Raw genomic sequence first — 12,590 nt, 5'->3', positions numbered from 1 at the left:
TGCGGGTGGCTTACTTGGCCCGCAACTTCTCGATCAAAGGTGCAAGGAATGAACCCTTGGGCTTCTTGGTCTCGCCGCGGCCGGTGAGCCGCTGCGCTATCTGCAGGAACATCTCGGTGGTGCGATGAGTGGCGGAGATTTCCGCGATCATCTGGCCGTTATTGGCGGCCGATCCGAACATCTGCGGCTCGAACGGGATCGTCGCGATCGGCTGGCTCTCGATTGCCTTGGCGAACTCGCTGGCCGGAATCTCCGGGCGCTTGGGGATGCCGACCTGGTTGAGACAATACAGCGGCGCACGGTCGTTCGGCCGTTGTGCCTTCAAGAGGTCGACGATGTTCTTGGTGTTGCGCAGGTTGGCGAGATCGGGGGCTGCTACGATCAGGATGTCGTCGGCCGCGATCAGCGCGCGCTTGGTCCATCCGGTCCACTGATGCGGAACGTCGAGCACGATGCAGGGCATCGTGGTGCGCAGCGTATCGAAGATCGAATCGAAGGCGTCGGCGCCGAAATCGTAGACCCGGTCGAGCGTCGCCGGCGCCGCCAGCAGGCTGAGATGGTCGGTGCATTTCGACAGCAGGCGGTCGATGAAGGCGGTATCGACCCGGTCGGGGGAGAATACCGCGTCCGCGATGCCCTGCGCCGGGTCCTGGTTGTAGTCGAGGCCGGCGGTGCCGAAGGCGAGATCGAGATCGGCGACCACCGAATCCAGCGCCAGATCGCGCGCGATCGCCCAGGCGACGTTGTGGGCGACGGTGGAAGCGCCGACGCCGCCTTTGGCGCCGACGACGGCGATGATGCGTCCGACCGCCTTGGCTTCCGGCGCCGAAAACAGATTGCAGACCGAGCGCACGACGTCGATCGCGGTGACCGGTGCGATCGCGTAGTCGCTGACGCCGCGGCGCACCAGTTCGCGATACAGCGTGACGTCGTTGATCTTGCCGATCACGATCACGCGGGTGCCGGCGTCGCATACGGTGGCGAGCTGGTCGAGACCGAGCAGGATGTCGTGACGGCCTTCGGTCTCCAGGATGATGACGTTCGGGGTCGGCGCCGAACGATAGGCCTCGATGGCGGCGGCCATGCCGCCCATCTGGATCTTGAGATGCGCCTTGCCGAGACGGCGGTCTTCGCCCGCCGCCTGCACCGCAGCCGCGGTTTCAACCGTCTCGCAGAAGGCCTGCACCGATACCCGCGGCGACGGCGCAATATGATCTTCCGCCGGCGGCGAAGCCTCCGACTGCTGGTCTGGGTTCTGGCGCGCGTAACTGATCATTTGCCGGTGTCGCTGAGTTTGGCCTTGTCGGCCTCGGGATAGGTGGTCGTGGTGGTGTTGCCACGTTTGTACTTCTCGAAGGCCGCGTTACGCCGCGGCCAGTAGGCCGGCGTCTCCGGCCGCGGCTGGACCAGATCGGACGGATTGTCGACCATCGCCGCCATGTTGCGCTGATAGGCGCAGCCGAAATTGTAATAGGGCTTGTTGTCGTAATAGCCCTTGTTGTCGATCGAAGGTCCGAGGTCTTCGGGCCACAGGCCGCAGGGACCCGCCACCGCCGAGATCTTCGGATAATTCAGCCGGATCGCCGCCATGTGCCGGGGATCTTCCGGATGGTACTGGCGAACGTTGATGGCCCGCGGCGGCACGCCGGCGGCGGCGAAGGTCGCCTGGATCTCCCGCAGCGAATCCTGGGCGGCGCGCGCGTTCGGGGTATCGACAGGCATATCGATGCTGATGGCGCCAGTGCCTTCGGCAAGCCAGAGCTGGGCCAGTCCCACTACATCGGCGCGCTGGGCGGCGGAAATGCCGCCGCGGCCGCGGCCGACGAACACGACGATCGAACGATCGGCTTCCTGGACCGCGATCGGATGGCGCAGCCGATAGTCGTCGGGCACGCTCGCCGTCGTCGCGACGTCGGACGTGTGCTGGCAGGCGCCGAGCGCCACGGAAACGCCAATCAGCGCGCCCGCAAGGAGCAGCGCGCGCTTGCGATCGGCGGGTGCTCTGGATGTCTGATCTCGTGTCATCGTCCCGCCTCAGTCCGTAATAAAGCCGTAGCTGCCGCGATAATTCCGTGCCGGCTCGGTGCGGCCCGGAACGCCGTAGATGCGATTGATGCTGCCGAGCAGGTCCGCTTGCGGGTCCGACGCGGCGGCAAAGCCGTCATCCGGGCGCGACAGGTCCTTCTGCGCGACCGCGCGGACGACATAGGGCGTCACCAGGACCATCAGTTCGGTCTGGCTGTTGACGTAGTCGCGGCTGCGGAACAGCGAGCCGAGCACCGGCAGTTGCGCCAGACCCGGGAAGCCGCTGATGGCCTGCTTGGTCTGTTCCTGGATCAGGCCGGCCATCGCCATCGAGCCGCCGGAGGGAATTTCCAGCGTCGTTTCGGCGCGGCGGGTCTTGATCGAGGGAATCGTCAGCGAGTTGACGGTCGTCGCCGTGACCGACTGCGACAGCGTGATCGAATTTTCGTTCGACAGTTCCGACACTTCGGTCATGACGCGAAGGCTGATGCGGCCTTCGGTCAGCACCACCGGCGTGAAGTTCAGCGAAATGCCGAATTTCTTGAACTGGATCTGGGTCGTACAGACATGGGTGGTTGGGTCGCAGGCGTAACCTCCGGGAATCGGAAACTCGCCGCCGGCGATGAAGGTGGCGGATTCGCCCGAAATCGCCGTCAGATTGGGCTCGGCCAGCGTCCGTACCACGCCGGCGGTTTCCATCGCGCGCAGGGTGGCGGTCACCGACGGAACGGCGCCGCCGAACGAACCCGACAACGCGTTGGTGGAGACCAGCGGGCGGCCATAGGCGTTAAACGGATTGGCGTTGCTGAAATTCACCACCGCCGTGCCGTAGGTCATGTTGGCCGTGAGATCGATGCCCATCTGCTTGATGATACTGCGGGCGACTTCGGCCACCGTGACCTTCAGCATCACCTGGTCGCGGCCGCGGACCGCGATCGAATTCGTGACTCGGTCGACGGTGCCGACAAGGCGGGCAGCGAGATCGTTGGCCTGCTGGGCCTCTATCGGGTTCGCCGCCGTACCCGACAGCACGACGCCGTCGCCGAGGCCCTCGATCCGGATGTCGGAGTTCGGCAGCGCCTGCTTTAGCGCCGCGCGCAAGCCGTTGAGGTCGCGGGTGACCGCGATGTCATAGGCCGCGATCTGCTGGCCGGCGGAATCGAAGAATACGATGTTGGTCTGGCCGACCGAGGCGCCGATGATATAGGCGCGCTGGGTCGAGCGAACCACGGCGTTGGCGATCTTCGGATCGGCCACCAGCACGTCCTTGATGTCGCGCGGCAGGTCGATGACGATGGACTTGCCGATCCCGAGCGAAAGCGGGCGGGCATTCATCTGCCCTTCGACGGAAGCCGGCGCGACGGGGCGATAGTCGGCGGCCACCACCGGCGTCAGCGCCGGATTGAGCGTAAGCGCGGCCACGGCCGAAAACGACAGGGCGCGGACCAGGAATGTCCGCATCGGCTGATCTCCCCTGCACTTCATATCCCGCGTCCTTTCGGTCACTTCTGCATCAACTGCTGGCTGGCAATGCCGTAACGAACGACATTGACGCCTTCGTTGCGCTTGATTTCGTCAACCTTGACCTCGACCGTCTTGACGTCGACGAGGCTGCGCAGCGCCAGCGACAGCGTGCCGCTCTGGCGCGCGCGGCCCAGCGTCTCGGCCTGTTCGGGCTTCAGCTCCAGCGTGACGGTCTTGCCGACGAGGGTGTTGGTGCCGTCTTTTTCCTTCGGCGCCTGGTCGATCGCGAGAACGCGGATATTGGTCAGGATGATTTCAGAACTGACGAGATCCGGCCCCTTGGTGTCGGGGTTCTTTTCGCGCTTGGAAAGCAGCACGTCGACATGGTCGTTCGGCAGAATGAAACCGCCGGCGCCGGTTTCCGGCGAGATTTCGGTCGAAACCGCCCGGAAGCCGGACGGCAGGATCGCGGCCATGAAGCCGGTTCCCTCGGTCTTGACCAGTTTCTGTTCCCGGATCGGCTCACCTGCGATGAATGGCGAGCGCGCGATCGAACCGGTGACGTCCTTGACGGCGTCGGCCCGGCTGACCCGGCTGATGAAATTACCGGCCGACGCGGTCGGCCAGCTCTGCCACTGCAGATCGTCGGCCTTGACCGACTGGCCGAGGCCGATGTCGGATTTCGCGACCAGAATATCCACCGTCGGCAACTGCGCGACCGGCGCCGGTGCCTCAGGCTTGTCGGACCCGCTGGCGAGATAGGCGGCAATGCCGCCGGCGCCAATCGCGATGGTCAACACGACAATGCGTGCGGTATTCATACGCTTCACTTTCCACATTACGCCGCGACGCTGCCGCCGCCGTGATGGGAGTTGACCAGCTATTCGTCAAAGCATGGTTAATGAGGCGTGAGTAAATTGCCTTAACGGGGAGTTACTTCCGCCGGTCAGTGCATGGCGAGGTGGGTGAGGTCGACCGCCCTGATCCATTCGGTCTCCGGATAGACCATCAGCGCGCCGATCGCGAGCGCGATGCCGTAGGGGACTCCGCTCTGCTTGTCGTGCAACTTGCTCAGCCAGGCCTGGCCCGCGAGCGGGTAGGGCAGCGGCCATTGCCGGAACATCAGCAACAGGATCGTCAGCGCCCCGCCGAACAGCGAGGCATAGACCAGCCAGTCGAGCAGAGGGGTGAAACCGAACCAGAGCGCGACCGCGGCCGCGACCTTGGCGTCGCCGCCCCCGACCTGACCCAGCGCAAAGCAGGCAAAGGCCGCGGCCAGCACGGTCGCGCCGGCGCCGAGATGCAGCAGCATGTCGTGCAGGCCCATGCCGCCGAGCGGCGCCAGCACCAGAAAGCCGGCGACCAGCGCCAGCGATACCCGGTTCGAGATCGTCATCGTAAGGAGATCGCTTGCGGCCGCGAACGCGATCAGGGCCGGAAACAGCATAAGACGGGCAATATCGAGGATCATGATTTCACATAGCCCGTGCTGTCAGCGCCAGATTCAAGCTTCGTTTTCAAGCGTCGGCCGAGCCTAGCCACCAGAAATGAACAATCGGAAAACGGCGCTGGATATCGCCAGCTCAGGCGAAAATCCGGCAGGCGGGGCGCGGCGACCCGTAACCGCTCGGAAACCACATTCGCAAAACAACAAAGGCCCCGGGTTCGCCGGGGCCTTTGAAGCTGGTTCGACGATCGCTTACTTCAGCGAGGTCGAGATCGCAACGAAGTTGGTCGACAGCTGCTTGCCGACGCCGTTGACGGCGGTGATGATGGCGATCGCGATGCCGGCGGCGATCAGGCCGTATTCGATGGCGGTAGCGCCGGACTCATCCTTCACGAAACGCGAAACGAGATTCTTCATAAGATAACTCCTGTGTACACGTGGCTGGTCGAACTAACGTTTGGTCTCGCCGGCGTTCTCAGCACCGTGACCATGGCGTTACCCTAGGGTGCGACAATTGCGACGCAGTTAATTCGATCGCGCAAAAACGCCGGGAACCGGCAGTTCCTGAGCAGAGTAAATGTCGTCTTAAGGCAATTCGTAAAATGCAAATATGCGCGCGGTGTCCTTATACTAGGCGTCCGCGCGCGCGACGCCGCGCTCGCCGGTCTATCGGATTCACGGCTCCTTAAGCGCCAACGGATACTCCAGTAGTCTCCGTTCACATGAGGTCGCCATGTCCAATTTGCCCCTCGAGGTCGTTCAGATGATGGGCCAGACCATGGTGAAGGTCGTGCCGGTCACGATAGGACTGGCGCTGGTGTTCACGGCGCTCTCGTATTTCTGGGCCTGCAATCCCGGACAGCCATGGTGGCGCAAGCGCGAAATCATCACTGACCTCTGCTACTGGTTCTTCGTGCCGGTGTTCGCCCGTATATTTCGCATCGGGCTGATGGTGCTCGGCGCCGGCTTGGTCTTCAACATTCATGGTGCCGACGACCTGATCGCGTTCTACGACAACGGCCATGGACCGCTGTCGGAGCTTCCGCTCTGGATCCAGGCGCTGCTGTTCCTGGTCGCATCCGACTTCATGCTGTACTGGCTGCATCGCATGTTTCATGGCGGCGGCTTCTGGAAGTATCACGCGATTCATCATTCTTCCGAGGATCTCGAGTGGATTTCTGCGGCGCGCTTTCATCCGGTCAACCTGTTCATCGGAACGATCATGGTCGACGTCATCCTGCTGATGGCGGGCATTTCGCCCAACATCATGCTGTGGGTCGGACCGTTCACGACGTTCCACTCCGCCTTCGTCCACGCCAACCTGAGCTGGACGCTTGGCCCGTTCAAATACGTGCTGGCGACGCCGGTGTTCCATCGCTGGCATCACACCTCGCTCGAACAAGGCGGCAATACCAATTTCGCCGGGACGTTTCCGATCTGGGACATTCTGTTCGGTACGTTCCGGATGCCGGAAGGCAAGCTGCCGGACAATTACGGTGTCGCCGCCGATCAAGCGGTGCCGCACGAAATCGGCGGACAACTGGCCTATCCGTTCAGGCAGTAGAGCATGATCCGGAAAAGTGGATACCGGTTTTCCGAGAAAGATCATGCTCAAAAAATAGAGAGCGTTTTCAAGCGAAGTGAGGACCGGTTCGCGTGAAGACAGCGCGTCAAACTAAAAAACACCGCAGCCCGGTTCTGATGCAATCAGAACCGGGCTGCAATAATCCATTCGGCCGGGAAGCCTCGTCATGAGTATCGACGCCGGAGCGATCCGTCAGGAGAAAGCCTTCAGCCTCGGTCAGGTGCCGGCATGGCTCTGGCTCGGGATCGGCGTCTATGCGGTGCTGCTGGTCTGCGGCGACCGGCTGCTGAATGATTCCGATACCTACTGGCAGATCTCGGTGGGGCAATGGATCATCGATCACGTTGCGCTTCCGCGCGCCGATATCTATTCCTTCACCAAAGCGGGCGAGCCGTGGACGTCGTCGTCCTGGCTGGCGCAGGTGCTGCTGGCGGGCAGCTATGATCTGGCCGGCTGGACCGGGCCGGTGGTGCTGGCGTCGACCAGCATTGCCGCCACCTTTGCCTTTCTCGCCTTTATCCTCGGCCGCCGCGTTCCCGCGACCTATGCGATCGTCGTGACGCTGGCGGCGCTGGTGCTGTCGACATCGCATTTCCTGGCGCGGCCGCATGTGCTGGTGCTGCCGGTCATGCTGGCCTGGGCGTATGGGCTGATGTCGGCGAGCGAGCGCGGCGAAGCGCCGTCGTTCTGGCTGCTGCCGCTGATCGCGCTGTGGGCCAATCTGCACGGCGGCTTCGTCTTCGGCCTGGTGCTGGCCGGCGCCTTTGCGATCGACGCGTTGTGGAATGCGGATGCCGCGCGGCAAAAGCCGTTGGCGCTGCGCTGGGCAGTGTTCGGCGTCGGCGCATTGATGGCGTGCTGCGCCACGCCGTATGGATGGGGATCGATACTCGCTTCGCGCAAGATCCTCGATCTCGGCGAATTGCTGCATCTGATCTACGAATGGATGCCGGCTGATTTCACCAACCTCGGCGCATTCGAAATGTCGATCCTGGTGCTGATCGCTGCAGCACTTTACTCAGGCGTCAAACTCCCGCCGCCGCGGATCGCGCTGGTGCTGGGCCTGCTGCACATGGCGCTTTCGCATGTCAGGAACCTCGAAATATTCGCGCTGTTGCTGCCGCTCGTCGCTCTCACACCGGTGGCCTCGCAGTTCGCGCTGCAGCCGGCCTGGTTCGGAAGGATCACCGCGCCGCTCGCTTCCGCCGCAGCGCTCGTCGTCATGCTCGGCGCCTCGACCTGGGCGCTCGCGGCCAAATCGGCATTTTCTCCGCCCGAGGTGCAGTCGCCCGCGGCAGCCATCGAGGCGCTGCAGGCGCACCATCCGAAGCGGGTCCTCAACGATCTGCCGTTCGGCGGCTACATGATCTGGCGGAAGATGCCGGTGTTCATCGACGGACGGGCCGAGTTGTACGGCGAGGCGTTCGAGATGGACTATTACCGCGCGCTGCAGCTCAAGGACGTCAACCAGTTTCTCGACATCCTCAAGACCTGGGACATCGATGCCGTGCTGCTGACGCCGTCGACGCCGGCCGTGGGCCTGCTCGATAACATCAGCGGCTGGCAGCGGGTCTATTCCGACCGCAACGCGGTGCTGCACGTTCGTACCGCCCACTGACGGCTGTGCCATGACCCACCGCAATCAATCCCTCGATCTGTTGCGCGGCGTGGCCATCCTGCTCGTCGTTCTCGTGCATTGCGCGATTGCGGCAAGCGGCAGCGTTCCCGGCCTGACGGCGTTTGCCCATGAGCATGGCGAACGCGGCGTCCAGCTCTTCTTCATGGTCAGCGGCTACACGATGATGCTGACCTTCGGCGACAAGGTCGATCCTGCCGCGATCCGATCGTTCTATATCCGGCGCGCGTTTCGGATCGTGCCGCTGTTTTGGGCCGCCATCCTGTTCTATCTCGTGATCACCAAAGGCGAGGGCTTCAAGTTCTGGGCGCCTGACGGTATCGCGGCGAGCGACGTGATGCTGACGTTGCTGTTTTTGCACTGGAGCAGTGTCACCGCGTTCAATTCGGTGGTTCCGGGCGGATGGAGCATCGCCGTGGAAATGCAGTTTTACCTGCTGTTTCCGTTGCTGATCTTTCTGTTCCGGCGGCCGAACGGCCCGATTCTGGTTTATACCGGAATTGCGCTGATCAGCGTTATCGGCAAATTCGCGGCCGACGTATATCTGCTTCCGCACCTCGCCGCGTCGTTGCCGCAAGACCAGGCCTATCTCGCCAACGGCTTTTTCTACTGCTGGCTGCCGCAACAGCTGATCTGCTTCGGGTTCGGCATTCTGCTCTACGACTTCATCGAGCTGAAGAACAGGCCGTCGTTCGGCGCGGTGTTGCTGGCCGCCGCGTCGCTGTCCTACTCGACATGGGGCGCGGAAGTTGTGCTTCTGGCTGCGCTGGCCTGCGGAATTCTGGCCGCGAATGTCAGGCTCGCTTTCGTCGGCCTGCTCGGGCGCCATTCCTACGCGATCTATCTCGTGCACTTCGCGCTGGTGTCGGCGATTACGGCGTTGTGGCCGATGGGGCTGGTCCCGCTGTTCGTGCTGGTGACCGGCGCTTCGCTGGGCTTGAGCTATTTCGTGATCGAGCCTTTGATCGAGCGCCGTTTCAACCGGCTCGGCCACGTCCTGGCATCGCCTGGCCGCCCGCCAAAGGCGATCGCGACCGCCGCCTGAACAGCCGCCAACTGGCAGGCCTGCGGCGGTTCTGGTAAGACGCGGGACATGTCCAACCTGCCGATCGAAGTCGTCGACATGCTCGGCCAGACCCTGGCCAAGGTGCTGCCGGTCACGCTCGTGCTCGCGCTTCTGTTCTCGGTGCTGTCGCATTTCTGGGCCTGCAATCCCGGGCGGCCGTGGTGGCGCAAGCGCGAACTCGTCACCGATCTCAGCTACTGGTTCCTGGTTCCGCTGTTCGCGCGCGTGTTCCGGATCGCGCTTGCGGTAGTCGGCGCCGCGCTGATTTTCGGGATCCATGACGCCGATGCGTTGACGGCCTTCTACGACAACGGTCATGGCGTGCTGGCGGCGTTGCCGCTTTGGCTGCAGGCGGTGCTCGCTTTGGTGGCGGCCGATTTCATGATGTACTGGCTGCACCGCATGTTCCACCGCGGCGGCTTCTGGAAATACCACGCCATTCATCATTCGTCCGAGGACGTGGACTGGATTTCGGCGGCGCGCTTTCACCCCGTCAACCTGCTGCTGGGCACCATCGGGGTCGATGTCGTCCTGCTGCTATCAGGCATTTCACCCGTCGCGCTGGTGTGGCTCGGCCCGTTCAATATTCTCCATTCGGCCTTCGTCCACGCCAACCTGAACTGGACGCTCGGCCCGTTCCGCTACGTGCTGGCGACGCCGGTATTCCATCGCTGGCACCACACCTCGCGCGAGGAGGGCGGCGACACCAATTTTGCCGGTACCTTTCCGCTCTGGGATATCCTGTTCGGCACCTTCCGGATGCCGGCGGACCGGTTGCCGGGCGACTACGGCATCGAAGATCAGGCGTCGTTTCCGCGCGAGTTTACCGGCCAACTGGCCTATCCGTTCCGGAAATAGCCGATGCATCCCGGTAAACCGCGGGCGTTTCGGATTTGTCAGGCAAACTTTGCACTTCTTTCATGAATTGTCGTCAGATTCACCCCGTTGGGCGCCGGTTCCGCTGCGTATCGCTTTTGCCGGCTTGTAACGCCCCGGGGTAGAGTATGTCTTTCAGGTTCCAGCGTATTCGCGCGCACGCGCGTTTTGGATTGTGTTCCCTTGCGGTTGCAACAGTGCTGTGGCCAGCGGTGTGTCTTGGCGCGCCCGATGACAAAATCGCCGTCTATGTCGACCAGGCCAAGCTGCTCAAGATTCCCGCAAAGGCCGCGACCATCATCGTCGGAAACCCGCTGATCGCTGACGTCACCCTGCAAGGCGGCGGCATCGTCGTCGTCACCGGCAAGGGCTACGGCGCAACCAATTTCATCGCCATGGACCGCTCCGGCGACGTGCTGGTGGACCGCCAGATCCAGGTCGAAGGCCCGACCGAACGGCTCGTCACCGTCTACCGCGGCGTCGAACGCGAATCCTACAGCTGTGCGCCGATCTGCCAGCGCCGGATCACGCTCGGCGACGGCGAGAATTATTTCAAGACGGCGATCGACCAGGCCGGCTCGCTTTCCAGTCAGGCCTCGGGTGCGGCGGCTGCAGGCGCCAAATCGTCCAACTGAGCTTGCTTCCATAGCGTTTTCGGACCGCCGGTTCGCGTAAAGAAAACGCGTCAAAACAAAAGACTCCGGGCGCGGCGCGGAAGCGATCGCGTGACGCGTCAGGCGATCGCCCGGCATGGTTAAGATTTCCCTGACGGCGCGGGTCGTTCCGTCGGCATCGGACGAAACACTTCAACAATCAGTTTCAGGTAATCCTCTGCTGGAGTTTCTTCCGCGTCTTGAGGTTGCCTTGATGTCCTCTCCCGCCGCTCCCGCCGGAAATATCCTGCGCCGGTTTCGACGCAATCGCCGCGGCTCGGCCGCGGTCGAATTCGCGCTGGTTGCGCCGATTTTCTTCGCCCTGCTGTTCGCGATCATCGAGCTGGCGCTGGTGTTCTTTGCCAGCCAGGTGCTCGAGACGGTGACGCAGGATTCCGCGCGCTTGATCATGACCGGCCAGGCGCAGAGCGCAGCCTACACCCAGGCGACATTCAAGAACCTCGTTTGCAGCAAGATCACCGTGATGTTCGATTGCATCAACGGTATCTCGATCGACGTGCAGAGCTATTCCGCGTTCGGATCCGTCAACATCGCCGATCCGATCAATGCCAGCAGGAATTTCGTGCCGCCGAACAACTATCTGCCCGGCGGGCCCGGCGACATCGTCGTGGTGCGGATCTTCTATCAATGGCCGCTGATCGTCACCGGGCTCGGCTTCAACATCGCGAATTTGGCCGGCAGCAAGCGGCTGTTGACCGCGACTGCGGCGTTCCAGAACGAACCTTACTAGGACCCGCCGATGAAACCGATGATGGATATGTGGCTTCGCGTGCGGCGCTCGGCGCAGGGTCTGTTGGCCGATTGCCGCGGCCTCGCTGCAACCGAATTCGCCTTGATCGTCCCGGTGATGCTGATCCTGTTCTTCGGCACCGACGAGTTCTCGTCCGGGATCGCGGTCAACCGCAAGGTAACGCTGATGGCGCGAACGCTGTCGGATTTGACGTCGCAAAACCTCTCGGTCACCGACGCCCAGTTGACGAACTTCTTCAACGCCAGCGCGGGGATCATGACGCCCTATTCGGCAACGCCGGTCAGATCCACCATCACCGAACTCTATGTCGATCCGGCGACGAAGGTGGCGCGGGTGCAATGGAGCAAGGGCAGTGCACCGCGGACGGCGGGGACGACGGTGGGGATCCCGACCGCGCTTGCGGTCGGCGACACCTATCTGATCTACAGCGAGGTCAGCTACGCCTTTGTCCCGACCGTCGGCTATGTCCTGAAGAACTCGATTACGCTGAGCGACTTCACCTTTACCCGCCCGCGCCAGTCGAAATGCGTGATGCACAGCACGACGGTCTGCACCACGACCTGACGCTTTCTTTTCCTGGGCTCGCCGATCTTAGGTGAAAAGAAAAAGGCCGCGCCATGGGCGCGGCCTTTGATCATTTCGAGGCAATCTTTAGGGGCCCACCGTGAAGGCGCGCCCTGGCAGATCGCTTATCCGGCGGCGCGCAGATTGTCGGCCGAAGATTTGCCAGAGCGACGATCCGCCACGATTTCGTAGGAGATCTTCTGGCCTTCACGCAGCGTCCCAAGGCCGGCCCGCTCGACTGCGCTGATGTGCACGAACACGTCATTGCCGCCGTCATCCGGCTGGATGAAGCCATAACCCTTGGTTGCGTTAAACCACTTCACGGTTCCCATGCTCACGGGGGTAGTCCCTTCTCAGATATGCAAGTCATAGCCCGCCTCTCGACGGTCTGGTGATATCGAATTTTTGGAAGGGTCGTCAGCGTCTAAACCGGCTGTACCGGTGGATAGCTAATGTCGTCCGGCCGAAAATCGATGGACAATATTATTCGATAGTAGGGTCC

At 62.6% G+C, this 12,590-nt stretch carries 14 protein-coding genes; 7 read left to right on the top strand and 7 right to left on the bottom strand.

Annotation, left to right across the window (positions count from 1 at the left end):
- Window positions 1–10: 10 nt before the first annotated feature.
- From BLS26_RS13505 to BLS26_RS13480, 6 genes are all read right to left on the bottom strand, one after another.
- Window positions 11–1,276, bottom strand: coding sequence for an AAA family ATPase (locus BLS26_RS13505; protein ID WP_092511787.1), 1,266 nt, complete (start codon window positions 1,274–1,276; stop codon window positions 11–13).
- Entirely contained in the window at window positions 1,273–2,025 is a 753-nt protein-coding gene (locus tag BLS26_RS13500) for a CpaD family pilus assembly protein (protein ID WP_092511785.1), read from the bottom strand. Before BLS26_RS13500 ends, BLS26_RS13505 begins: the two co-directional genes overlap by 4 nt.
- A 9-nt stretch (window positions 2,026–2,034) precedes the next feature.
- A complete protein-coding gene (locus BLS26_RS13495; RefSeq protein ID WP_371360817.1) occupies window positions 2,035–3,486 on the bottom strand; it encodes a type II and III secretion system protein family protein in 1,452 nt (483 codons plus the stop codon).
- A gap of 41 nt (window positions 3,487–3,527) precedes the next feature.
- Window positions 3,528–4,310: a Flp pilus assembly protein CpaB gene (gene cpaB, locus BLS26_RS13490; protein ID WP_092511783.1), complete on the bottom strand. Its 783-nt coding sequence runs from the start codon at window positions 4,308–4,310 to the stop codon at window positions 3,528–3,530.
- Between the two features lie 125 nt (window positions 4,311–4,435).
- Window positions 4,436–4,960 carry a prepilin peptidase gene (locus tag BLS26_RS13485; RefSeq protein WP_092511782.1) on the bottom strand — a complete coding sequence of 175 codons (525 nt, stop codon included), beginning with the start codon at window positions 4,958–4,960 and terminating at the stop codon, window positions 4,436–4,438.
- 228 nt (window positions 4,961–5,188) lie between these two features.
- Window positions 5,189–5,353 carry a Flp family type IVb pilin gene (locus BLS26_RS13480; protein WP_092511780.1) on the bottom strand — a complete coding sequence of 55 codons (165 nt, stop codon included), beginning with the start codon at window positions 5,351–5,353 and terminating at the stop codon, window positions 5,189–5,191.
- A 316-nt stretch (window positions 5,354–5,669) separates the two neighbouring features.
- Here BLS26_RS13480 and BLS26_RS13475 point away from each other — a divergent pair, with 316 nt between their 5' ends.
- From BLS26_RS13475 to BLS26_RS13445, 7 genes are all read left to right on the top strand, one after another.
- Window positions 5,670–6,500, top strand: a complete 831-nt coding sequence (locus BLS26_RS13475; RefSeq protein ID WP_092511778.1) for a sterol desaturase family protein — start codon at window positions 5,670–5,672, stop codon at window positions 6,498–6,500.
- A 187-nt stretch (window positions 6,501–6,687) separates the two neighbouring features.
- Window positions 6,688–8,139, top strand: a complete 1,452-nt coding sequence (locus tag BLS26_RS13470) for a hypothetical protein (protein WP_092511776.1) — start codon at window positions 6,688–6,690, stop codon at window positions 8,137–8,139.
- Between the two features lie 10 nt (window positions 8,140–8,149).
- On the top strand, window positions 8,150–9,202 hold the full coding sequence (locus tag BLS26_RS13465) for an acyltransferase (protein ID WP_092511774.1): 1,053 nt from the start codon (window positions 8,150–8,152) through the stop codon (window positions 9,200–9,202).
- Between the two features lie 48 nt (window positions 9,203–9,250).
- Window positions 9,251–10,081, top strand: coding sequence for a sterol desaturase family protein (locus BLS26_RS13460; protein ID WP_092511772.1), 831 nt, complete (start codon window positions 9,251–9,253; stop codon window positions 10,079–10,081).
- 146 nt (window positions 10,082–10,227) lie between these two features.
- Window positions 10,228–10,734, top strand: a complete 507-nt coding sequence (locus BLS26_RS13455) for a pilus assembly protein N-terminal domain-containing protein (protein ID WP_092511770.1) — start codon at window positions 10,228–10,230, stop codon at window positions 10,732–10,734.
- Between the two features lie 232 nt (window positions 10,735–10,966).
- Window positions 10,967–11,503, top strand: a complete 537-nt coding sequence (locus BLS26_RS13450; RefSeq protein ID WP_092511768.1) for a TadE/TadG family type IV pilus assembly protein — start codon at window positions 10,967–10,969, stop codon at window positions 11,501–11,503.
- A 9-nt stretch (window positions 11,504–11,512) separates the two neighbouring features.
- Complete coding sequence (locus tag BLS26_RS13445; RefSeq protein WP_092511766.1) at window positions 11,513–12,088, top strand: TadE/TadG family type IV pilus assembly protein; 576 nt, start codon at window positions 11,513–11,515, stop codon at window positions 12,086–12,088.
- Between the two features lie 125 nt (window positions 12,089–12,213).
- On the opposite strand, the gene BLS26_RS13440 is transcribed toward BLS26_RS13445, so the two are convergent.
- Window positions 12,214–12,426: a cold-shock protein gene (locus BLS26_RS13440; protein WP_002714433.1), complete on the bottom strand. Its 213-nt coding sequence runs from the start codon at window positions 12,424–12,426 to the stop codon at window positions 12,214–12,216.
- Window positions 12,427–12,590 lie beyond the last annotated feature (164 nt).

It is taken from the genome of Afipia sp. GAS231 (assembly GCF_900103365.1).
Classification (GTDB): Bacteria; Pseudomonadota; Alphaproteobacteria; order Rhizobiales; family Xanthobacteraceae; genus Bradyrhizobium.
This window is presented reverse-complemented; position numbering and strand designations above follow the sequence as displayed.

Excerpts from the sequence above, each read along its gene's own strand:
- BLS26_RS13505 (WP_092511787.1), bottom strand. The coding sequence starts at position 1,276 with ATGATCAGTTACGCGCGCCAGAACCCAGACCAGCAGTCGGAGGCTTCG.
- BLS26_RS13500 (WP_092511785.1), bottom strand. The coding sequence starts at position 2,025 with ATGACACGAGATCAGACATCCAGAGCACCCGCCGATCGCAAGCGCGCG.
- BLS26_RS13495 (WP_371360817.1), bottom strand. The coding sequence starts at position 3,486 with ATGCGGACATTCCTGGTCCGCGCCCTGTCGTTTTCGGCCGTGGCCGCG.
- cpaB (WP_092511783.1), bottom strand. The coding sequence starts at position 4,310 with ATGAATACCGCACGCATTGTCGTGTTGACCATCGCGATTGGCGCCGGC.
- BLS26_RS13485 (WP_092511782.1), bottom strand. The coding sequence starts at position 4,960 with ATGATCCTCGATATTGCCCGTCTTATGCTGTTTCCGGCCCTGATCGCG.
- BLS26_RS13480 (WP_092511780.1), bottom strand. The coding sequence starts at position 5,353 with ATGAAGAATCTCGTTTCGCGTTTCGTGAAGGATGAGTCCGGCGCTACC.
- BLS26_RS13475 (WP_092511778.1), top strand. The coding sequence starts at position 5,670 with ATGTCCAATTTGCCCCTCGAGGTCGTTCAGATGATGGGCCAGACCATG.
- BLS26_RS13470 (WP_092511776.1), top strand. The coding sequence starts at position 6,688 with ATGAGTATCGACGCCGGAGCGATCCGTCAGGAGAAAGCCTTCAGCCTC.
- BLS26_RS13465 (WP_092511774.1), top strand. The coding sequence starts at position 8,150 with ATGACCCACCGCAATCAATCCCTCGATCTGTTGCGCGGCGTGGCCATC.
- BLS26_RS13460 (WP_092511772.1), top strand. The coding sequence starts at position 9,251 with ATGTCCAACCTGCCGATCGAAGTCGTCGACATGCTCGGCCAGACCCTG.
- BLS26_RS13455 (WP_092511770.1), top strand. The coding sequence starts at position 10,228 with ATGTCTTTCAGGTTCCAGCGTATTCGCGCGCACGCGCGTTTTGGATTG.
- BLS26_RS13450 (WP_092511768.1), top strand. The coding sequence starts at position 10,967 with ATGTCCTCTCCCGCCGCTCCCGCCGGAAATATCCTGCGCCGGTTTCGA.
- BLS26_RS13445 (WP_092511766.1), top strand. The coding sequence starts at position 11,513 with ATGAAACCGATGATGGATATGTGGCTTCGCGTGCGGCGCTCGGCGCAG.